The sequence below is a fragment of the Apilactobacillus micheneri genome, from assembly GCF_006493595.1.
Classification (GTDB): Bacteria; Bacillota; Bacilli; order Lactobacillales; family Lactobacillaceae; genus Apilactobacillus; species Apilactobacillus micheneri.
In genome coordinates this window covers 39,221-61,278 of sequence record NZ_QUBI01000003.1, presented here as the reverse complement: position 1 = coordinate 61,278, position 22,058 = coordinate 39,221, and the positions used below count along the sequence as shown (strand labels likewise).

19 protein-coding genes and 2 tRNA genes are annotated in these 22,058 nt (G+C 29.7%); 13 read left to right on the top strand and 8 right to left on the bottom strand.

All coding sequences use genetic code 11. The annotated features are described in order from the left end of the window. Positions 1-9: 9 nt before the first annotated feature. Positions 10-933: a lysylphosphatidylglycerol synthase domain-containing protein gene (locus DY123_RS04040; protein WP_105964237.1), complete on the bottom strand. Its 924-nt coding sequence runs from the start codon at positions 931-933 to the stop codon at positions 10-12. A gap of 392 nt (positions 934-1,325) precedes the next feature. Between DY123_RS04040 and DY123_RS04035 the strand changes: the two genes are divergently transcribed. After that, positions 1,326-1,700 carry a hypothetical protein gene (locus DY123_RS04035; protein WP_105964236.1) on the top strand — a complete coding sequence of 125 codons (375 nt, stop codon included), beginning with the start codon at positions 1,326-1,328 and terminating at the stop codon, positions 1,698-1,700. Positions 1,701-1,746: 46 nt separating this feature from the next. Here DY123_RS04035 and DY123_RS04030 read toward each other — a convergent pair whose 3' ends face one another. After that, entirely contained in the window at positions 1,747-3,375 is a 1,629-nt protein-coding gene (locus DY123_RS04030; protein WP_181398814.1) for a malolactic enzyme, read from the bottom strand. Positions 3,376-3,511: 136 nt separating this feature from the next. Between DY123_RS04030 and DY123_RS04025 the strand changes: the two genes are divergently transcribed. Beyond that, positions 3,512-4,390 (top strand): LysR substrate-binding domain-containing protein, encoded by an 879-nt coding sequence (locus tag DY123_RS04025; RefSeq protein ID WP_140925729.1) that lies wholly within the window; start codon positions 3,512-3,514, stop codon positions 4,388-4,390. 38 nt (positions 4,391-4,428) lie between these two features. Here the strand turns inward: DY123_RS04025 and DY123_RS04020 are convergent, their stop codons facing one another. Further along, on the bottom strand, positions 4,429-5,301 hold the full coding sequence (locus DY123_RS04020) for a mechanosensitive ion channel family protein (RefSeq protein ID WP_105964235.1): 873 nt from the start codon (positions 5,299-5,301) through the stop codon (positions 4,429-4,431). A 178-nt stretch (positions 5,302-5,479) separates the two neighbouring features. On the opposite strand from DY123_RS04020, the gene DY123_RS04015 reads away from it, so the two are divergent. From DY123_RS04015 to DY123_RS04000, 4 genes are read left to right on the top strand one after another with little or no spacing between them, the layout of a single operon-like run. Then, complete coding sequence (locus DY123_RS04015; RefSeq protein ID WP_105964234.1) at positions 5,480-6,034, top strand: ECF-type riboflavin transporter substrate-binding protein; 555 nt, start codon at positions 5,480-5,482, stop codon at positions 6,032-6,034. Between the two features lie 3 nt (positions 6,035-6,037). After that, positions 6,038-7,741, top strand: coding sequence for an ABC transporter ATP-binding protein (locus tag DY123_RS04010; protein ID WP_105964233.1), 1,704 nt, complete (start codon positions 6,038-6,040; stop codon positions 7,739-7,741). Next, complete coding sequence (locus DY123_RS04005; RefSeq protein ID WP_105964232.1) at positions 7,734-8,561, top strand: energy-coupling factor transporter transmembrane component T family protein; 828 nt, start codon at positions 7,734-7,736, stop codon at positions 8,559-8,561. The genes DY123_RS04010 and DY123_RS04005 overlap by 8 nt, the downstream gene beginning before the upstream one ends. A 14-nt stretch (positions 8,562-8,575) precedes the next feature. Further along, on the top strand, positions 8,576-9,148 hold the full coding sequence (locus DY123_RS04000) for a TetR/AcrR family transcriptional regulator (RefSeq protein WP_105964231.1): 573 nt from the start codon (positions 8,576-8,578) through the stop codon (positions 9,146-9,148). A 31-nt stretch (positions 9,149-9,179) separates the two neighbouring features. Here DY123_RS04000 and DY123_RS03995 read toward each other — a convergent pair whose 3' ends face one another. Next, positions 9,180-11,093, bottom strand: coding sequence for an ABC transporter ATP-binding protein/permease (locus DY123_RS03995; protein WP_105964230.1), 1,914 nt, complete (start codon positions 11,091-11,093; stop codon positions 9,180-9,182). Positions 11,094-11,268: 175 nt separating this feature from the next. Between DY123_RS03995 and DY123_RS03990 the strand changes: the two genes are divergently transcribed. The 3 genes from DY123_RS03990 (at position 11,269) to DY123_RS03980 (ending at position 15,109) form a co-directional block, all read left to right on the top strand. Then, positions 11,269-11,919, top strand: a complete 651-nt coding sequence (locus DY123_RS03990) for a TetR/AcrR family transcriptional regulator (RefSeq protein WP_105964229.1) — start codon at positions 11,269-11,271, stop codon at positions 11,917-11,919. Between the two features lie 5 nt (positions 11,920-11,924). Then, positions 11,925-13,715 (top strand): translation elongation factor 4, encoded by a 1,791-nt coding sequence (lepA, locus tag DY123_RS03985; RefSeq protein ID WP_105964228.1) that lies wholly within the window; start codon positions 11,925-11,927, stop codon positions 13,713-13,715. 122 nt (positions 13,716-13,837) lie between these two features. Next, positions 13,838-15,109, top strand: coding sequence for a GH25 family lysozyme (locus tag DY123_RS03980; RefSeq protein WP_140925727.1), 1,272 nt, complete (start codon positions 13,838-13,840; stop codon positions 15,107-15,109). Between the two features lie 49 nt (positions 15,110-15,158). Here DY123_RS03980 and DY123_RS03975 read toward each other — a convergent pair. From DY123_RS03975 to DY123_RS03965, 3 genes are all read right to left on the bottom strand, one after another. Next, positions 15,159-15,230: transfer RNA gene (locus DY123_RS03975), tRNA-Asn, on the bottom strand. A 41-nt stretch (positions 15,231-15,271) separates the two neighbouring features. Then, positions 15,272-15,343, bottom strand: a tRNA-Asn gene (locus tag DY123_RS03970). A 128-nt stretch (positions 15,344-15,471) separates the two neighbouring features. Then, positions 15,472-16,221, bottom strand: a complete 750-nt coding sequence (locus tag DY123_RS03965; RefSeq protein ID WP_105964226.1) for an SGNH/GDSL hydrolase family protein — start codon at positions 16,219-16,221, stop codon at positions 15,472-15,474. Between the two features lie 178 nt (positions 16,222-16,399). Between DY123_RS03965 and DY123_RS03960 the strand changes: the two genes are divergently transcribed. From DY123_RS03960 to DY123_RS03945, 4 genes are all read left to right on the top strand, one after another. Then, positions 16,400-16,765, top strand: a complete 366-nt coding sequence (locus DY123_RS03960; RefSeq protein ID WP_140936409.1) for a nuclear transport factor 2 family protein — start codon at positions 16,400-16,402, stop codon at positions 16,763-16,765. Between the two features lie 111 nt (positions 16,766-16,876). Further along, positions 16,877-18,415 carry a Ppx/GppA phosphatase family protein gene (locus DY123_RS03955; protein ID WP_140936408.1) on the top strand — a complete coding sequence of 513 codons (1,539 nt, stop codon included), beginning with the start codon at positions 16,877-16,879 and terminating at the stop codon, positions 18,413-18,415. Beyond that, positions 18,412-20,547: an RNA degradosome polyphosphate kinase gene (locus tag DY123_RS03950; RefSeq protein ID WP_105964223.1), complete on the top strand. Its 2,136-nt coding sequence runs from the start codon at positions 18,412-18,414 to the stop codon at positions 20,545-20,547. The genes DY123_RS03955 and DY123_RS03950 overlap by 4 nt, the downstream gene beginning before the upstream one ends. 2 nt (positions 20,548-20,549) lie before the next feature. Continuing rightward, positions 20,550-21,500, top strand: coding sequence for a Ppx/GppA family phosphatase (locus DY123_RS03945; protein WP_105964222.1), 951 nt, complete (start codon positions 20,550-20,552; stop codon positions 21,498-21,500). A 39-nt stretch (positions 21,501-21,539) separates the two neighbouring features. Here DY123_RS03945 and DY123_RS03940 read toward each other — a convergent pair whose 3' ends face one another. After that, positions 21,540-21,995 (bottom strand): hypothetical protein, encoded by a 456-nt coding sequence (locus tag DY123_RS03940; protein ID WP_105964221.1) that lies wholly within the window; start codon positions 21,993-21,995, stop codon positions 21,540-21,542. Between the last annotated feature and the right edge of the window lie 63 nt (positions 21,996-22,058).

Here is a 22,058-nt window from a genome sequence, read left to right as displayed (position 1 = left end):
GGCCAGATCTTAGGATCTGACCTTTTTTATATACTGATTATGAATAACTTTAACAAAATATAATGTAATTCCTATTAAGAAGGGCAAAATATAATAAGTTACTCGATAAATAATTAGCCAAGTCAATGCTTGATTAACATTTAAGCCATTCGTTGACATTCCAGCAACCATAATTGAATCAAAGCTTCCTAGTCCCCCTGGAATAAAACTAATAATTCCAATCATTCCAGCAATCGCAACTAATGCGTAAATAGATGGGATGTTGAAATGATAATCTAAGAATAAACCAATTGATACAAAGAATGATAAACAACAAATCCATTCAAAGAATGATCCAGTTAATAGTAAAATAGTGTCATGACGACTTAAAGATTTAGCTCTAAAGAATACTAAGGTAATCAAATAAATAATAAATCCAATTAGAACTAACCAGTAAAATAAGTTTAATTTAATATGGAAGAAAAAATGCATGATAATCACAATAATTGCATTCATTGATAATCCAGTAAGAGTAAATAAAGCAATTTGTGAAACTTGCACAATTGTTTGTTTAACATCTTTAACTTTACCAAATAAATAAGTTCTTAAACTGCCACCAATTAGGCCACCACCACCAGCTAAATTGGTAACTGTGTTGATTACATAACTGTTGACTAAAATAGTTGATACTTTAAATTGTTTATGACTTTGTTTAACATATTCGTAGTCATAGATTGCCATGGGAACAACCGATAATAATCCCAATGTAATTAGCATAACGATTTTGGTAGTTGTTAAACTACCAAATGAGTGTAGTATTTGGTTCCATTCAACTTGTTTTCTAATTGAGTTAAAAGCAACAGCAACTAAAATCACAATTGCTATTATATATATACCCTTTAGAACCCGACTATGTTTATTAAAAAAGTTGGTTATTTTTTGACTGATTTTCATGAATTAATCATCTCTTTTCATAATTTTATATACTAATATTGTATAATAATTCATTTATAATATCCCGTAATAATGAAGCATAGATAGGCTTAATAAAACTAATAGTATCATTATTACTAATGTTCTATACATTTTTAATTTAATTAAGTAGTAAAATAATATTATAATTAATATAATAGCTTCAATAATATTAGCTTGTTGATCATGATGATTATTGAAATTGCTGCCAGATCCATGATTTATGCTATGATTTACAGTAAAATGTTTAGCAAGCGTTGCTCTAATATGAGTATGGATTAAATTAAGGATATTTAACTCCTTTCAAAAAATATTTTTTTATTTTAATTAACCTAGGGATGATATTTATAAAACTTAAAAAAATAACTTTAACGTTGTTAATAGTATTAATTATATTATTTTATTTTGCTGGATTATTATTTCATGCAAAATTTAAAAATTCGCATGATATTAATCCCACTAAGAATATTACATATAAAGATTTAACTAATAATAAATATATTAATCAAACTTATAATTTAAAGAATGTTTATGTAAATCAACAGTTCACTAAGGATAACACAAAACAGGCAACTGTTTCTGATAATCATAATCAATTGTATTTTATCATTTTAAATCATAATAGATTACCTAATGGGACAACTTCTTTATTTTGTAAGATTGAAAAATATAAAATTTTAAAAACTAATTTAGGATATAAATATCGCTATCCAGTTTTAAAATTAATCAATAAAAAATCCGCTGATTAATTAATAATCAGCGGATTTTTAAATATAATCTTAGAATTAATACTTACTAGTATTCAGGATCCCACTTAGTATTTTCGATGGCTTTATCAACGTCATCAATCTTTTCACGAGTTAAATCACGTTTTACAGCACTATCGGCAACAGCCTTAGCTACAGTAGTTGAGAATTGATCCAACTTAGATACTGGAGGTAAGACAGCAGCACCTGGTTTGTCAGTGTCAACAATACCACCAAGTGAGTGGGCAGCTGCAGAAATCATTTCATCGTCTAGTACAGTTGCAGTGGATGCAATTGCACCTAAACCTAGACCTGGGTAAACTAATGCATTATTAGCTTGACCAATTTGATAGGTGGTGCCATTGTATTCAACATCTTTAACTGGAATACCAGTACCGATTAATGCTTTTCCATCAGTCCATTTTAGTAAATCTTCAGCTTTAGCTTCTGCCAACTTAGTTGGGTTAGAAATTGGGAAGATAATTGGACGTTCAGTGTGAGCAGCCATTTCTTTAATAATATCTTGAGTAAAGCTACCAGGTTGAGTGGATGTACCAACCAAAATAGTAGGGTGAACAGCTTTAACAACTGCTTCAAGATTTGTTAATTCATCAGGATTTTCAAATTCATCACGTTTGTGAGCGAATGGTTTTTGTTGAGGAGTTAATGTTTCGTCATCATCAAATAGTAGACCTTGCTTATCTATTAAGTAGAAGTGTTTTTTAGCTTCTTTTGGATCCATCCCTTGTTGGATGAATTCATCATAAACACGAGAAACAATTCCAGTTCCAGCAGTACCAGCACCAAATGAAAGGTAAACTTGGTCGGTCATTTTTTCACCAGAAATATTTAGAGCACCTAAAATACCTGCTAAGACAATGATTCCAGTTCCTTGAATATCATCGTTGAAAACAGTGTATTTATCTTTGTAACGATCTAAAATTTCAGCAGCGTTACCACGACCAAAGTCTTCAAAATGTAAGTACATTTCTGGGAATAATTCTTCAGCATCTTCAACAAAAGTATCAACAAATTTATGGTATTTTTCGCCATAAACTCTTTCATGACGATTACCTAGATACATAGGGTCGTCTAATAGTTCTTTGTTATTAGTACCAGCATCTAAAACAACTGGAAGTACTTGGCTAGGATCAATGCCAGCAGCGGCAGTGTAAACCATTAGTTTACCAACAGCGATATCAACACCATTAGTAGCCCAGTCACCAATTCCTAAAATACCTTCAGCATCAGTAACAACGATTAAACGAATGTCACGACCAGCTGAAGCATTTTTCAATGAAGTTTTAATAGTATCTAAATCATCATCAATTGATAAGAAAGTTGCGTTTTGTGGTTGAACGAATAGTTCACTGTAATTTTCAATAGTTTCAGCAATTGTTGGATCATAAACAATTGGCATGAATTCTACAACGTGTTGTGAAAATAGTTTGTAGAATAGAACTCTGTTTTCATTGAAAATTTGCATTAAGAAAACACGTTTTTCTAAATCAGATGGTTTTGATTGAAATTGTGCGTATGTTTGATCTACTTGTTCTTGTAAAGTTTGTACATATGGAGGAAGTAATCCTTCTAATCCTAAAGATTTACGTTCTTCTTTAGTAAATGCAGTACCCTTATTCTTGAATGGGTCATTTAAAATATTGTATCCCATAGTCATAGTACATACCTCTTTTCTTAATTAATACATTGATAATAATACATAGTTTTTTGATAGTCAAAACTTAGTGTTATAATAAAAATAATTTATATGTAAAAAATGAATACCGTTATATCAATAATTAAAGGTGGTTAAAATGAATACTAGAGACCTCGAATATTTTATAAGCTTAACAGAAATAAAAATTTTTTCAAAAGTTGCAGAAGAATTTAATGTTAGTCAACCAACTATTACTTTTGCGCTAAAACGATTAGAAAAAGAAATGGATGCTAAGCTCATTATCAGACATCGTACGCATGGGGAATTAATTGTTACTGATAGTGGAAAACAATTATTAAAACATGCACGAGCAATTATTCGTCATTTTGAAGTAGCTAAGCAAAATATTGAAAACTTAAAATCAAATAAAATCTCAATTGGATTACCACCAATTATTGAAACAAGATATTTCCCTAAAATTGCACAACATTTAAAGGAAGAAAAATTATTGGGTAACATTAATACTTTTGAATATGGATCTGAAACGACTTTAGATGCATTAAAGAGTGGTGAATTAGATATAGCATTAATTGGCTCAATTAATCCGATGGAAGATGCTCGGATTGAAACTGAAGAAATTGACCAAATTCCTTTTTATGTCTATGTATCCAAAGATAATCATTTGGCAAAACAATCATCAATTAAATTCAGTGATTTAAAACATGAAGATTTTATTTTATTTAAGCAAGGATTTGTCCAAAATGAATCATTTCGCCAATTGACTAAGAAGAATGGGATGCATCCCAATATTATTTTACGATCTAATGAAACCAATAATATTATGAATTTAATATCTAATGATGTGGGAATTGGTTTCTTTAACTCGTTCGTTAATTATCCTGATAGTGTGGTCAGATTGAAATTAGAAGATGATAATATGCCTAAGTTCGTGACTAATTTAGTCTATTTAAAATCACATTATTTTAATGAGTTACAACAAAAGGTTTTAGATAATATTCGTCATTCCATTAAATAAAAAAGAATGCCTTATGATAGGCATTCTTTTTGTTTATATTATCCTTTTGAAATATCAGAAATAACTTTATTATTGGGTAATGTAATCCCAGCAGCTTTAATTGCTTCTAGGTATAATTGTAAGAATTCGAATTGAACATCGAATCTAGTTTCATCAGTTGTTGGAATGTATTCCTTAACTGCGATGGTACCATCACCCATATCAACGGTTCCTAATAATTGAGGATCATCAATGATACCCTTAGTTTTTGGAACATATTCCTTGTTGATATCCTTCATAACATTAATAACTTTGGTAATTGGTGTATCAGGGTTAACACGAATATTAATTTCAGCTTTCATGCGTTCCTTAGACATGTTACTGATACTTGTGATATTACGATTAGGAATAAAATTCAAAGCATCATTATTACTTCTAATTTTAGTAGTTCTTAAGCCTAATTCAGAAACAGTACCAGTTACATCCCCAATGGTTACGTAATCACCAATATTAATTTGTTTTTCAAAAAGAATAAAGAATCCATTAATGATATCACTAGCAAGACCTTGAGCACCAAGACCAATAGCCACTGAGAATAATCCAGCACCAGCTAATAGAGTACCAATTGGAATTCCAATAATAGTTAATGCAGAATAAATCCAAAAGAATACTAACATATAAATATAAGCATTCATGGATAATGAATGTAAGGTTTTCATTCGATTAGATGAAATATTACTATGTTCCTTATTCGCATAGTTACTAAATAAACGATTAATAATAGCTTTACCAATTACTCTTATAATTAAAAAGAAAATAGAAATTAAAACTAAGTCAATCAAAATGTCAGTGATGTTGCGTAGAATTTCATCCCACTTAAATCCTTCAAGGTATTTAGTAAATACGCTAGGATTGTCAGCTTGTGCAAGCATTTGATTCACTCCCTAAATATTTTATTTACATATAATAATAACATTTCTACAATGAACAATGATAGTAAAGAGGCTGTTATTAAAGACTTATAAACATGATAATTAAAAAATTAATTATTTTTTACAAGTAGAGCTGTTATAATAATTACATAATTACATATAAAATGAGGTTTAAAATATGCACAGAAAAAAATTAAGTGTTCAAAGTGTGGTTGCGATTGGTATCGGAACCGCAATTTTATTTTTATTAAAAAGATATGTTTCAATTCCTTCAGGAATTCCTAACACTAATATTGATACTTCCTATGGTTTCTTAGGTTTTATATCCATTATGTTTGGTCCCATTGTTGGATTATTTGTTGGATTCTTTGGCCATTCTTTATCTGATTTTACCCAGTTTGGTGCCCCATGGTGGACTTGGGTATTTACAACTGGATTTATTGGTTTTGCGATTGGATTACTAAAAAAATATATCGTATTAGCTGACGGTAAAATTGGTTTTAAGAAGTTAGTTATTTATAATATTTATCAAATTTTAATTAATATTATTGGTTGGTCTTTGCTTGCACCTACAGGGGATGTATTAATTTATTCAGAACCTAGCAATAAAGTTTATTTACAAGGAATTATTTCTTCAATTACTAACAGTATTTCCACTGGAGTAATTGGAACGATTTTATTAGTTATGTATGCTTCAACTAAAGTCGAAAAAGGTAGTTTAAAAAAGGAATAGATTATGACAAAAACAATGATTGAATTTAAGAACGTTACTTTTCGTTATAATGCCCAAGCAGAGCCTACTTTAAAAAATATTAATCTGCAAATTAATGAGGGCGAAAAAGTTTTAGTAGTGGGTCCATCAGGTTCTGGGAAATCAACACTTGGCAATTTGATTAATGGTGTCATTCCAGAAAATTTTCGTGGCGATTTATCTGGTGAAATATATATTGATGGTGAAAATGCCAAAGATATGTCAATATTTGACACTTCATTAAAAGTGGGAACTCTACTACAAAATTCTAATGATCAGTTTGTAGGTTTAACGGTTGCTGAAGATATTGCTTTTGGGATGGAAAACGATTGCTTTGATAATCAAACAATGCAAACCAAGGTAAATCAATGGTCTAAAAAATTATCAATCAATAATTTATTAAAACAAGCACCTAATAGTTTATCAGGTGGACAAAAGCAACGTACTGGTTTAGCCGGATTATTAGTCGATGATGCACCAATTTTATTATTGGATGAACCGCTGGCTGCTTTGGATCCTATGGCAGGTAGTGAATCAATTCAACTATTGCAAGAGTTACATAATGAATTGAAAAATACCATTATTATTATTGAACATCGTCTAGAAGAATCATTGACTAAAGATGTTGATAAAATTATTTTAATGAATGATGGCGAGATTGTTGGAATTTATAATCCGGCAGAACTTTTAAAGCAGAATATCTTAAATCAATATGGGATTAGAGAGCCCTTATATATTGAAGCGCTTAAAAGTATTGGAATTGATCTAAATAAATTACATGATATTGATTCAGTTGAAGCTGTTGATGGACCAGGTGTTGCAGATCGAATTGAACAAGTTAGTGCAAAGGCTAAATCAATTAGTAAATACAATGCGTCAGCTGATATTCTATCAATTAAAAAATTGAATTTTGCTTATGACAAAAAAGTGATTTTTAATAATTTGAATGTTGATATTCAAAAAGGTGATATGATTTCTTTAGTTGGTAAAAATGGGGTTGGAAAAACCACATTAAGTAAATTAATCGTTGGCTTTTTACAACCTGATGCTGGAGAAATTACTTTTAATGGTGACAATCTTTTGAATAAATCCATTAAAGAACGTGCTGATGATATTGGGTATATTATGCAAGATCCAGACAAAATGATTAGTAAAGTAATGATTTATGATGAAGTAGCATTGGGGCTAAAATTAAGACATTATCCTAAAGAACAAATTAAAGAAAAAGTTGATCATGCGCTAAAAGTATGTAATTTATATCCATTTAGACATTGGCCAATTTCAGCATTAAGTTATGGACAAAAGAAACGATTAACAATTGCTAGTATGTTAGTTTTATCACCTAAATTATTAATTTTGGATGAACCTACTGCGGGACAAGATTACTATCATTATACTGAAATCATGAATTTCTTAAGTCAATTAAACCAAGAACAAGGCTTAACCATGATATTTATTACCCATGATATGCATTTGATGGCTGAATATTCAACTAGAACCTTAGTTATCGGTGATCAAACTATTTTGCGTGATAATACACCTGAAAAAGTTTTAGATGATGAAGCACTACTTGCTAAGGCCAACTTAAAAAGAACCAGTTTAAGCATTTTAGCTAAACGCTTTAATGTTAATTATAATGATTTTTCAAATTACCTAATTAGCAAGGAGCGAGATAACCAACATGAATAGTAATTTATTCGGATATGATCATAATGATACTTGGGTGCATCGATTAACTGGGACTAGTAAATTAATCTTTTTTATTTTAGTTTCAATTATTGCGATGATTAGTTATGATTATCGCTTTATTTTCTTAGTATTATTATTATCTATCTTTGCATTTAAACAATCACAAATTAAATGGTCACAAATTAAATTCGTAGTGAAATTAATTGTTGTTTTTGCAGTATTAAATTTAGTAATGGTCTTTGTATTTTCACCTAATCATGGTGCGGCATTATATGGAACTAGACATGTATTAATCAATTTAGGCTATTTTACTATTACTAAGGAGCAATTATTTTATGAATTGAACTTAGGTTTAAAATATTTAGTAACGGTACCAATTTCATTAATCTTTTTAATTACAACTAATCCAAGTGAATTTTCTTCAAGTTTAAACAAAATTGGGGTTTCTTATCGTTTAAGTTATTCACTTTCATTATCATTAAGATATATCCCTGATGTACAAAATGACTTTAAAGAAATCAGTCTAGCGCAACAAGCACGTGGCTATGAGATTTCTAAAAAGGGAAAATTATTTAGTCGTTTAAAGGGAACTACACAGATTTTAATTCCGTTAATTTTATCTAGTTTAGATAAAATCCAAACAATTAGTCAGGCAATGGAATTGCGTAGATTTGGTAAAAATAAACATCGTACTTGGTATATGAATCGTAAATTTACTAAAAAAGATTATGGAACAATTTTATTATCATTATTCATCGTGGTTATAGGAATTTTATTTATGAAAATGGATGGCGGTAGATTTTATAATCCATTTGTTTAAGGTAGTGATTTATAATGTCTAATTATGAAGCTAAAAGACAGCAAACAAGGCAAATCATTATCAATAGTATGATTATGATTGCAGAAGCTAAGGGGTTAGAAAAAGTAACAGTTAGTGATATTATTAAAAATGCTAACATTAATCGTAGTACTTTTTATCGTTATTTTGAAGATAAGTTTGCTCTGATTAATTTCATTGAATCTAATATTTTAAATGCAATTAAAATTAAATATAATATTTTCAATAATTGTAGTAATGAAGAATTAAAACGAGGTAAACCTCAAGATATATTTATCCGTTCATTTTTAAATGTTATTGAAAATAATCATAAATTATTGTCATTTTTATTAAGTGAAAAGGGTGATTTTGAATTTAATTTTCAATTAGTTCATTTTTTTGAATCCATTATTAGAAAATCTTTGGATAAGAATCCAGATAATTTTGATGACAAAAGAAAGAAAATATTTGCTTTTTATTGTGCAGTCGAAGCAATTGGACTGATTTCATTTTGGGTTCACAATTTTGAAGACTATTCTAAAGATTATATATATAATTTCATAAATAAAGATATGTGGTATGTAATATAAAAAGGATGCTCGAATGAGCATCCTTTATTTTTTATTCAGCACTTAAACTTTCAATTGGATCTAATTTAGCACCTTTATTTGCAGGTAAAATTGAAGCCAATAAGTTAATAATGATTGAGATTACAATTCCAAAAATTGCATTGCCAGGAGTAATTTGAATGATTGAGTATCCGATTGCTCCATCAACAGCAGAATTAATACCAAATTGTAATAAGTAACCAACTATAACGGATATGACTGATGAGAAGATTCCTAATAGTACTGCTTGAGATACGAATAACATTCTAATGCTACTCTTGGTTGCACCGAGTGCACGAAGAATCCCGATTTCTTTAGTACGTTCAGCAACACTGATGTAAAGGACAACAATAATCATAATTGCTGATACTAATAATGAAATTCCAGCAATTGCAGCTAATACATAAATAGCTAAGTTGATATAAGTGTTTAGAGTGGAGACAATTGATCCAGCACCAGAAACACTGTATGCTTTTTTATTATTAACTTTCATAGCATTAATCTTGTTTTGTACGGGAGTAACATTACCAACGCCACCTTTAATTTTGGCATCAATAAAGGTAGTGGTCATCTTAATCTTGTTATCAGCTAATGCTTGTTTAACAGTATTGTAAGTAGTTACTACAAGAGGAGATTGTGAATCATAGATTCCAGCAATCTTAAAATTCTTGGTTACTGGGAATGGACGACCATCTTTTTGAGCAGTAAAAGTAGTTTGAACTTTTTTACCAACTAATGATTTATAATCATTTTTATTTAAACTTTGTGCAGTTGTTTTATTAATTAGTACTTCATTATCTTTAGGAGTAGTACCTTTTTTGATATTACTACTATTAATGGTAGAAGCACTGGTTGTTAACATTTGACTTTGCGCGTTCTTTTTACCATATTTAAATTGAATACCACTCGAATCATATCCCTTTTCAGCAGAAGAAATATCTTTAACATTTTTAATTCGATTAATATCAGATTCTTTAAATGATGAATGATCATTTGAATTTTTATGTTCAATTTGCACACTATTAGGATTTACTTGTGAGTAGATTTCATGATTAATATAACCACGAACTCCATTTCCTAAACCAAGCATGAAAATAACGGAGAAAATTCCAATCATTCCACCGAAGATAATTAATAAATTACGTTTTAAATTATATTTTAAATTGTCCCAAGTCATTTTTAGGGTAGAACCAAATGATAAAGATTTGGATTCTAAAGTTTCATCTTGTTGTTCTGGGAATTTATCACGCAGATTTTTATCTTGATCAATCTTACCGTCAGTCATGTGTACAATCCGAGTTCCATATGCGGCAACTTTATCTGAGTGGGTAACAGTTAAGACTAGTTTACCTTCTTTGGCGATATCTTCTAGGATTTGAAGAATTTCTTCAGTATTTTGTGGGTCTAAAGCTCCTGTTGGCTCATCAGCAATTAACATTTCTGGATCACCAGCTAGCGCACGAGCAATTGAAACACGTTGCTTTTGTCCACCAGATAATTGGTTGGGATGTTTATGCATATGTTCCTTTAAACCAACCTTGGTTAGTAATTCTTCAGCTCTTTTACGTTGGTCACTCTTTGATAATGTGGTCATTTCTAATGGCACCATTACATTATCTAGAAGTGTTAAATGACTAATTAGATTAAAACTTTGAAAAATAAAACCAATTGTATTGCGACGATATTCGTCTAATTGTTTATCAGTTTCATGTTTTAAAGATTTACCGTTTAGTAAAACATCACCAGAATATTTACTATCTAAGCCACCAATAATATTCATTAAGGTTGATTTACCACCACCAGATTCACCTAAGATGGAAATCATTTCACCTTTGTTAAACGCTACATCAATACCTTTTAAGACTTTGAATTCATCTTTTCCTAAATAGTAGGACTTTTGGATGTTCTTTAATTCTAAGAAGGACATCTGAACACTCCTTTCAATTCCCTATATATAAGATTGTAACAACCATTATATTGACGATACAAAAATATACAATCATCAAAATGCATAAAAGTGTTGCATTTTCGTATTAATTTTTCATTTGACAAATAATGACCGATGGTCAATAATATATAAAAATAAAATAGGAGAAAATAAAATGAACGCTAGAACTAATGATCAAAAAAAACAAAAAGCAACATTGATTTCTAATGTTGCATTAAATTTATTTCAAGAAAAGCCATTTGCAGAAATTTCTATGAATGAAATTGCCAAAAAATCTAACGTTGCAAAAGGTACATTATTTAATTACTACAAAACTAAAGAAAATATTTTTATGCATTTATTACTAGTTGGGTATGCAAATTTTTTTAATCGATTATTAAGCCAATTAAATGAAAAGCAAATTAATACTATCAAAGAACTAAAAAATTTTTTATTAAATTCAACAGAAGATTTGATTCAAAAACATTTTACTTTAATTAAATTAAATGCTTTAAGGGGGCCAATTTTGGAAAATAAAGCTTCTCGTGATCAAACCATTGATGGACGAAAAGATCTTTATTTTATTCATGAACAATTATCTAAAAGAATTCATGATTTATTTCCTAAAATTAGTATTAGTCAAGCCAATAAAATTTTTATTATTCAAAGCAGCATTATTAGTGGACTGATTAATTTGTCAGGGCTGGATGCATTTAATCAAGAACCCATAAAAGATGATTTTGTTAATTTTAAAGTTAATGTTTTTGATGATTCTATTGAAACTTTTAGTTTTTATCTTGATGGATTATTAAAAGATAAGGGGTAATAAAAATGGAACAAAGAAATATTAGAAATTTCTCGATTATTGCACATATTGATCATGGTAAATCCACTTTATCAGATAAGATTATGCAAATAACTGATACTGTAAGTTTTAGAAATCATGAAAGCCAAATTTTGGATGATATGGATGTTGAAAAAAGTCATGGAGTGACTGTTAGATCAAGAACCGTAAGAAATTTATACCATGATAGAAATGGTCAGACTTATGAATTGAATTTAATTGATACTCCTGGACATGTAGACTTTTCATATGAAGTATCGAAGAGTTTATCAGCTAGTGATGGAGTTATATTATTGGTTGATGCTACTAAGGGTGTACAAGCCCAAACGGTTGCTAACTATAAAATTGCTAAAGCTAATCATTTACCAGTTATTCCGGTCATTAATAAAGTTGATAATAAAAATGCACAAATAGATATGTGTGAACAACAAATTTATGATTTAGATGATAGCTTAATTGAAAAGAATATTTTGCATATTTCTGCAAAAACGGGGCTAAATGTTGATCAAGTCTTAGAATCTATAGTTGAAGAAATTCCACAACCAAATGGAGATATAGATGCTCCATTAAAAAGCTTAATATTTGATTCTATTTATGATTCTTATAAAGGAATTATTGCTTATGTAAGAATTTATGATGGTAAGTTAAGAGCAAACCAAAAATTAAAATTTATGTCTAATAATCAATCATTTGAAAACAATGAAATAGGAATATTTACACCTTCTTTAAAGCCAGTTAAAGAATTACATTCTGGTGATATTGGATATATAGTTACTGGAATCAAAGATCCTAAAGGAGTTCGTGTAGGAGATACGATCACTAGCAAATTAGAACCAACCATTCATGCTGTTCCTGGTTATAAACCAGTTCGTTCGGTTGTTTATGCTGGAATTTATCCAAAAAATTCTAATTATGATGATTTGAAGATGGCAATTGAAAAATTATCACTTAATGATTCTTCATTATATTACACAGAAGATAATTCTGATTCCCTTGGACAAGGATTTCGTTGTGGATTTTTAGGAATGTTTCATTTGCAAATTGTGCGTGAAAGATTAATTAATGATTTTGATATATCTGTAATTGTTACTAATCCTAATGTAAATTATCGTGTTATTTTAAATGGAAATGAGGCAATTAATAATATTGATAATCCGGCGAAAATGCCTAACTTTTCTAAAATTAATTCAATTGAAGAACCATATGATGAAGTAAAAATGAAAGTACCCTCAAGCTCAATGAGTAAAGTTATGGATTTGGCTAATCAAAGTCGAGGAATTTTAATAACTATGGATAATGATTCAAATCTAGTAGAATTAACTTATGAATTACCGGTTGCAGAAATTGCTTATAATTTTTTCAATAAATTGAAATCAATATCACATGGTTATGCTACTTTTGATACCAAATTTTTAGAATATAAAGTTTCTGATATTGTTAAAATTTCTATTGATGTTAATTATTCGCCAGTTGATGCATTAACATTTATTGTTCATAGAAATAATGCCAGTCAATTGGCACAATCAATTGTGCATAAATTAAAATACGTTATGCCTAAAAAACTATATCCAATTCCAGTACAAGCATATGTAGAAGGACGTGTAATTGCTAGAGTAGATATTCCACCACTTAGGAAAAATGCTGCTGTTAGTGGTGAGAAAAAAAGTATCTCAAAAAAGCAAGCATTATTACGTCGACAAAATATCAATAAACGTAAAATTTCAAGCGCTAATATAATACTGCCACAAAGGATTTTTGATGCTATTCTAGGGATTTAACTCATTTTTAAATAACAAAATTGTTATATTTTGTAATGTTGTCATATCATTCTTGCAATATTTACCCGTTATACTACTAGTTAGTATTGATATTAGAGAAGAATAAATAGGGGTGAATTATATTGATTAAAAAGAGGTCAATATTTCTAATGTTGGCAACTTTATTTGCATTGTTATTTTGTGTAGGTTTTGCTAATACACATAAAGCAAATGCAAGTAGTAATCGAGTTTATGATCTATCCGAATGGCAAGGTAATTTCACTGCTAAAAAAGTGAAAAAATTAAAACATGAAGTTCCATTTGTGATTTTAAGAGTTCAATATGGTAGTTCATACCGAGATAAAACTTTTAACAACAATCGTAAGCTATTAGAAAAGTACGGATTACCTTATGGTGTTTACTCATTTAGTAGATATTCAAGTGCAGGCGCTGCTAAAAGTGAAGCTAAGCACCTATATAAATTAGCACCTAATGCTAAATTTTATGTTAATGATTATGAAATGGCTTCAGTAAAACATGGTAGTTCTAATAATGCTACTAAGGCTTGGGTACAAGCATTACGTCCATTAGTTGGTAGTAAAAAGATTCTGTTCTATTCCTATCAACACTTTATGTTGCAACATGCAGCTAAGGCATTGAAATATTATGATGGATACTGGGTTGCTGCATATCAAAGTAAGAAACCTTCACTAAAAAGTGTAATGTGGCAATATACTGATCGTCACTATTCAAGTGCATTAGGTAAAAAGATTGATGCAAGTTTACTAGGTAAAGGTAAGGATTGGTTCATTGGAAATGTTGAACTACCAGTTTCTAATAAAGATAATAGTGCGAGTAGCAAATCAACAAACACATTAGTTCCAGATAGCCAAAAAAAAAGTAGACCTGTAAAAACTCAAGGTAGCGTTAAATATTATAATAGTAATTTAAAACTTACGGTTAAAGATAATGCTAACTTTAACTTTTATAATCATTTAGGTGAAGATACAACTTATAAGTCTAGAAAACGACTACATTTAGTTAAAGATTATAAAGCAGCTACTCTTTTTGCTAACAAAAAGGGAGTTACTAAAAATGGTGATGTTTATTATCGTGTAACTCGTCATGGTAAGAGCATGGGTTGGATTAAATCTAATTCTGTAGAAAATTACATTGATTATAAGAGTGCTAACGAAGAAAAAACAATTAAAGCAGATGTTACTGGCGAATTTAATGAACACGTCAAAGGTAGTCATTTTGCTGATAATAAATCATTAGGTAATGTCCAAGACTTGGCTGGTAAGAAAGTTAAGATCATTGGAGAAGCTAAGAAAGTTGGTTGGAATACTCATTATTACCTTGTTCAATATGAAGGTAAAACAATGGGATGGACTTATCAATCCGTGTTTGAATAAAATAAAAAGAAAGGCTAGTCTAAAATGACTAGCCTTTCTTTTTTTATAACTGCTCCAGCTGGACTCGAACCAGCAACCTTCGCATTAACAGTGCGCTGTTCTACCATTGAACCATGGAGCAATAAATTAGATTTATGAAAAATAGAGAAATAATATCTCCAACTGCTCCAGCTGGACTCGAACCAGCAACCTTCGCATTAACAGTGCGCCGTTCTACCATTGAACCATGGAGCAATTATTTTTAGGAGATGGTTATTTATCTCCTTGGATAATATATTACTATATTTTAATTTAAATGCAAGCGTTTTTTAATTATTTTTTAATAAAAAATAAAAAGGAAACGATATATTATCATTTCCTTTTTATAGTGCAAACATTTGATCTAGATTTTTCACAAAAAGTGGAGTCCACCCATAGCGATATCCAGCACATGTAGGATGTGCATCATCAGCCATGAAGTATGGATTATTATGATTCATCTTTTTAATTTCTTTATTGTTCCAAACATCAATGATTGCGAAATGCCATTTCTTTTGTAATTCGAATAGTTTATTACGTAGTAATTCATAACCAGGATCAGGTTTTCTTAAGCAAGTATAAAATACAGTAGGGCAATCCCAATTCTTTTGAACATATTCGATGATGTATTCAATTGCACCAATTGTTGTATTAATATCGAAGTCTTCTAAATCATATGAATCACTAATTTTTCCAATTGGTTTTTTCTTGCGTTGATCATTAGTAGATAATTGACAAGCAAATAAATCAATATTTTCATCAGTGTTTAGATTATTTTTCATTCTTGAAACATATGATGATTCTTCTTCACCAGCTAAAGTAGTACCACTAACGGCTTCTTTGATAGTATTAACGCCGTGTTCAACATTTAAGAAATCAACGAATGATTTTCCTTTAGAAGCTAGTCCATGAGTTATTGATGATCCCAGAAAAACCATCTTTTTGCCATTAATATTACTATCAACAAAGAATTCTTTTGATGGCATATAGATTTCTTTGTTAGCTTTTCTTAGTTGCATACTTTTTTTGGAAAGTTTATATAATATTGCACTAGCAAATGTAAAAATAGCTGTTTTAATGAATCCGTTTTTCATATTTAACTCCTTTACTAATACTCGATGTCTTAATAATTAGATTTATCATAACGGCATTATTAACCAATAGCAATTGCTGTAACAGAACCTTAATAATAATGAAAAATATTTTTACTTACATAAACTATTTTTTTCAGTTATGTTATTTAAGTAATACTAATGTAAAGGAGAGTTTTTAATGAATAACAAACAAGTAGTACAAAAATTTTATGATGAAGTTTTTATGAATGGAGATTTATCTAATTTAGATAACTTAATGCAAGATAATTACATTCAACATAGCCCAGAGGTGAAAAATGGTAAATCTGGATTTATGGAATTTATTAAGTTCTTTTTAAAGTTGGATCCTAAGATTGATATTATTAATATTAGCGCTGATCATGATTATGTTTATGTATTTTTCAAATGTACATTAAATAATGGTCATATTAATAAAGTTTGTGACGTTTACCGTTTAGAAAACAATAAATTATCTGAACATTGGGATATTATTGAAAAAAATGTTGAAGATGTAAAAACAGCTAGTGGCAATCCATTATTTTAATTAATTATTGATAGATCAGGTTTTTAAGTGAGCCTAATCTATTTTTTATATATTTATAAAAATAATATGATAAAATGGATTGTACATTTTATAATAACAGGAGGCTTATAGATGCCAAATGAATATAATTTTTCAGCCGTAATTGTGATGGGATCGCAAAATATTTATGTGCAAATTGTTGATATCAATCATGCATCATTAATTGAGAACGCTCACTATGACATTGACTTAGGAGAAGATGTGTTCTCTGATCGATTTATTGCTGGAGACACAGTTAATGAAATTGTTTCTTCATTAGAAGTTGTAAAAAATTTATTACTTGATTATCGAGTATCTGATTATCAATTCTTTGCAACTAATGCATTCCATGAAGCACGTAATTCTGAATTTGTCCGTGATCAACTTCAAAAACGAACTAATTTTGAGATTAATTGGATTAGTCAAAGCCAAGAATCTTTGTACCGTAATTTAGCCACTAATTTTTATCTAAAAGATTTTAAGAAAATAGTTAAAGATAATACATTATTGATTGATATTAGTTCAGGAAATATTGAACTAATGGGTTATAAAAATGGTGAATTTATGTACTCAAAAACATTAAACTTAGGACCTTTAAGAGTTTATGAGGCAATGAGTGATGTTAAACCAGATATTGCTAACTTTAATGAAGTTCTTCATGATTATATTGATAGTCAATTACTAGAATTCGTTAGATTACTACCCAATATTGCATCAACCAAAAATGTTATTTTATTAGGTTCATCAGTAACGATTCTAAAATTACTTTTCGGAACTCATAAAGATACTGATAAATTAACAATGAATGATTTTGATGTCTTATATCACAAGATGCGTCGAGTAAATAATCAAGAATTAACACGTCGTTATAAGATAGATGAAAATGATCTATCACAAGTTGTTCCATTAGTTACGATTATTCATGAATTATTAGATCGATTATCAGTTAAGAAAATATGGTTATCGAACTTGAAGTTTATTGATGGTTTGACCTGTGAATTGATTGAAGATAAACAGGAAAATAATATTCAACAAATGTTGAATAATCAAACTTTAGTTTCTGCTAGAAATATGGCCAAACAATATAACGTTGAACCTACGCATCAAGCAATGGTTGAAAAATTTGCATTAAAACTTTTTGATAGTTTGGAAGATATTCATGGCTTAGATGATCGTCAAAGACTATTATTGCAAGTTTCAACAATTGTTGATGATGTAGGAAACTTTGTAAATAGTTATAATCATTATGCACATTCTGAATATGTAATTAAAAATTCAGAAATACTAGGTTTATCTAACATTGAATTAATAATGGTTGCAATGATTTCTAGATATCACAGTCATTCAGCAACTTCATCGATATTTAAAATGTTAGATAAGCTCAGCATTTCAGATCGAATGGTCGTTATTAAGCTAGCAGCCATTTTAAGAATTGCCGATTCACTAGACGCTAGTCGATTACAAAAAATTAGAACAATTGATATTAATTTAGATGATCCAACTAAATTAATTATTTATGTAACTACTGATGATGAATTAACGTTAGAAAACCTTAACTTAAAACGAAAAGGGGCTTTCTTTGAATCTGTATTTGGCATCAAACCTATTTTAAAAGGAGAGATTAGACAATGAGTTTCAACAAACCAGAATACTTTAATAGTCGTGAATTAAGTTGGGTTGATTTTGATAAACGAGTTCTTGAAGAAGCTAATGATCCTACTAATCCATTATTGGAAAGATTGAGATTTCTTGGGATAACCCAAAGTAACCTTGATGAATTCTTTAATATTAGAGTTGCTTCTTTGCATAAACTAATTTCTGTAGGTTATGAGGGGACTGATTCGGCAGGCCTTACTGCTGCCGAACAATTAAGTGGCATTTCACATAAAGTGCATGAATTAGTTAGAAATCAATATTCCATTCTTTTCAATGAGCTATTGCCTAAGTTATCACGTGAAAATATTAATATTGTAAAAATGAGTCAGGTTACTCAACGTCAGAGAAACTTTTTAGATGAATACTTTCATCAGAATCTTTATCCAGTTTTAACGCCATTGGCTGTTGATTCATCCAGGCCATTTCCTTTCTTAGCGAATAATACTTTGAATATTGGATTAATGATTACTAAAAACGATGATGCAAAAGATGAATCATTTGCGACCGTCCAAGTTCCAGATGCTTGTCCAAGAGTTATTAAACTTCCAGGAGCAGAAAATGATTTTATTTTATTAGAAGAAGTTATTAAATACTTTATCAATGAACTTTTTGTTGGCTATCGAGCTCATGATATGGCTTGTTTTAGAATTACTCGTGATATGGATGTTGAAGCCGATGAAGATACATCTGATTTAATGAAAGAAATTAAGCATGATCTAAGAAAACGTGAATTTGGACCAGTAATGCGTTTGGAAGTTGAAGCTGGTATGAGTCATCAAATTTTAGATTTATTACTAAGTGAATATAATATCGATAAGGAAGGTTTATATGTAGTTGATGGGCCAATTGATTTAAATTGTGTTAACAAATTAATCAAACAAGTTAACGGTCATAAAGATTTATTATTTGAAAAATTCACACCATATATGCCTAAAGTCTTACGCAATCAAACTATGTTTGAAGCTATATCTAAGAATGATATTTTTGTTAGTCATCCTTATGATTCTTTTCAACCAGTTATGGATTTTATTAGTCAAGCAGCCCATGATAAGCAAACATTGGCTATTAAGATGACTATTTACCGTGTTTCTGCTAAATCACCAATTATTAAAGCACTTAAAGAAGCCGCCCAAAATGGTAAACAAGTTACCGTGTTAGTGGAATTGAAAGCACGTTTTGACGAAGCTAACAACCTACATTGGGCTGATGAACTAGAACGAGTAGGTTGTCATGTAATTTACGGATTAGTTGGTTTGAAGGTACATTGTAAGTTGGCCATGGTCGTTAGACAAGAAGAAAATGGGATTAAACGTTACATGCATATGGGAACCGGTAACTATAATGATGTTACTGCTAAGCTTTATACTGATATGGGAGTATTAACTTGTAACCAACAAATTGGTGTTGATGCTACCAACATCTTTAATATGCTATCTGGTTTTTCTCAACCACCATATTTCAATGATTTATCGATTTCACCTGATGGGATTCGTAATTACTTAATGCATATGACTGATAAGGAAATTGAAAACGTTAAAATGGGTAAAAAAGGATTAATTCAAATGCAAATGAATTCCTTATCTGATACGCAAATGATTGAAAAGTTGTACGAGGCTAGTGCTGCTGGAGTTGAAATCCACTTAATTGTAAGAGGGATTTGTAATTTACGAGTGGGTATTCCAGGAGTCTCTGACAATATTACGGTCCATTCAATCGTTGGACAATTATTAGAACATCGCCGTTTCTATTATTTCTATGCTGATGGGGATGAAAAAGTATTCCTATCAAGTGCCGATTTAATGAATCGCAATTTAAGTCGTCGAGTAGAATTAATGTTCCCGGTTTTAAATGATGATATTAGAAAACATTTGATCAATATTTATAAAATTCTATGGAATGATAACGTTAAAGCTAGACAGTTACATTCTGATGATACTTGGACCCACGTTAGAAATGATAAGAAACCTTTGAATTCGCAAAAGTATATGATTGATAATCGTAAAAAAATATCAGATAATTTGTTTAAGCAATTATTCCCTAAGAAACATACTAATCAACAAAAAACAAAGTTTACCCCAATGCGTAAGCCTAACGAAAGGAAGCGTTAATTTTGCAACATTTAGCAGTAATTGATTTAGGCTCTAATTCAGTCCGTTTAGCTGTTACAGAAATCAAAGAAGATGGTTCATTTAAGAACGTTATCGAAAGAAAAGAACCAGTCAGACTTTCTGAAAACATGGGCTCTGAAATGATTTTAAAACAACCAGCAATTGATCGAACCATTAAAACTTTGAAATCATTTAAAGAAGATTTTGAAAATTTAGAAAATGTCCATTTAAGAGCAATGGCGACTGCTGCTACTAGAATGGCAAAAAATCAAAAAGAGTTTTTAGAAGAAGTAAAATCTAAAACTGATATTGATTTGGAGGTAATTCCAGGAACAACAGAAGCATACTATGATTATTTAGGTGTGATTAACTCCTTGCCAGTGGTAAATGGAATCATCATGGATACTGGTGGTGCTAGTACTGAATTAGTATTAATTCAAAATAGACAAGCTGTGAATATGATTAGTTTGCCATTTGGGTCTGTAACACTATCAGAAGGCAATATTGATCCCGACATTCCAACTGCTGGGCAAATGTTCAAAACATTAGATTATTTAAATGAGATTTTTAATGATATCTGGTGGTTATCACGTGGAACTAATTTACCAATTATTGGTTTAGGTGGTTCCAATCGTACTTTAGCTAAGATCAAACGTCGTCGTGATAAAGATCGTAAACATTGGGATGATATTCATGGCTTTCATTTATCTAATCGTGAAGCCAAAGATATTTTCTTAATGTTATTAAATGATAATTTGGAAGAACGTAAGTTGGTTCCAGGAGTTTCTAAAGAACGTGCTGACATTATTGTTGGTGGCCTTTGTCCAGCTATGGAAATGATGAGAAGATTAAATTCTGATCGAATGATTTTTGGTAAACAAGGCTTGAGATATGGAGTTCTTTATGAACATTTAGATAACTTGAGAAGTTCTGGAAAAATTCAACAAAAATAGTAAACAAAAAAGAAGCAACTTTAAAAGTTGCTTCTTTTTTTATTTTTCATGCTGTTCTTTAACATGTTCAGAAATGTTTTGGTAAAAACGTTTTTCCAAATCAGATTTACCAGAACTCTTAAATGCTTGCCAGCTACCTACTAAATCAATACTAAATAGCACAATCCCATCTGGGATTAAGAATTCTTTATCAAGGGTTTCTTTTAAATCCTTTGCAATTTCTTTAGTGCGATCTAATACTTCAAATTCGTTTTCATCAATAAATGATGATTCAAATTCTTTTTGATATTTATTTAGGAAATTGCTCATAACATCATTTAGTTCATCATTATATTTTTCAATAAATTGTCTTTTTCCATCTTTATATGTGTGATATTTATCATCAGCTAGAAAAGATAACTTAAACCACTCTGTATTACCATCTCTGGATTCAATATAGGTTAAGTCGGGATCATTAAATTCATTGAACATTTCTTTAACTAACGCAATTGCCATATTGTTCGAACCTCTTAACTTAAAATATCTTATATTAATATACCTATATTATATACTAATATT

Excerpts from the sequence above, each read along its gene's own strand:
- DY123_RS03950 (WP_105964223.1), top strand. The coding sequence starts at position 18,412 with ATGAGTTTCAACAAACCAGAATACTTTAATAGTCGTGAATTAAGTTGG.
- DY123_RS04010 (WP_105964233.1), top strand. The coding sequence starts at position 6,038 with ATGACAAAAACAATGATTGAATTTAAGAACGTTACTTTTCGTTATAAT.
- DY123_RS03960 (WP_140936409.1), top strand. The coding sequence starts at position 16,400 with ATGAATAACAAACAAGTAGTACAAAAATTTTATGATGAAGTTTTTATG.
- DY123_RS03990 (WP_105964229.1), top strand. The coding sequence starts at position 11,269 with ATGAACGCTAGAACTAATGATCAAAAAAAACAAAAAGCAACATTGATT.
- DY123_RS04000 (WP_105964231.1), top strand. The coding sequence starts at position 8,576 with ATGTCTAATTATGAAGCTAAAAGACAGCAAACAAGGCAAATCATTATC.
- DY123_RS03940 (WP_105964221.1), bottom strand. The coding sequence starts at position 21,995 with ATGGCAATTGCGTTAGTTAAAGAAATGTTCAATGAATTTAATGATCCC.
- DY123_RS04025 (WP_140925729.1), top strand. The coding sequence starts at position 3,512 with ATGAATACTAGAGACCTCGAATATTTTATAAGCTTAACAGAAATAAAA.
- DY123_RS03955 (WP_140936408.1), top strand. The coding sequence starts at position 16,877 with ATGCCAAATGAATATAATTTTTCAGCCGTAATTGTGATGGGATCGCAA.
- DY123_RS03965 (WP_105964226.1), bottom strand. The coding sequence starts at position 16,221 with ATGAAAAACGGATTCATTAAAACAGCTATTTTTACATTTGCTAGTGCA.
- DY123_RS04005 (WP_105964232.1), top strand. The coding sequence starts at position 7,734 with ATGAATAGTAATTTATTCGGATATGATCATAATGATACTTGGGTGCAT.
- DY123_RS04030 (WP_181398814.1), bottom strand. The coding sequence starts at position 3,375 with ATGACTATGGGATACAATATTTTAAATGACCCATTCAAGAATAAGGGT.
- lepA (WP_105964228.1), top strand. The coding sequence starts at position 11,925 with ATGGAACAAAGAAATATTAGAAATTTCTCGATTATTGCACATATTGAT.
- DY123_RS03995 (WP_105964230.1), bottom strand. The coding sequence starts at position 11,093 with ATGTCCTTCTTAGAATTAAAGAACATCCAAAAGTCCTACTATTTAGGA.
- DY123_RS04020 (WP_105964235.1), bottom strand. The coding sequence starts at position 5,301 with ATGCTTGCACAAGCTGACAATCCTAGCGTATTTACTAAATACCTTGAA.
- DY123_RS04015 (WP_105964234.1), top strand. The coding sequence starts at position 5,480 with ATGCACAGAAAAAAATTAAGTGTTCAAAGTGTGGTTGCGATTGGTATC.
- DY123_RS04040 (WP_105964237.1), bottom strand. The coding sequence starts at position 933 with ATGAAAATCAGTCAAAAAATAACCAACTTTTTTAATAAACATAGTCGG.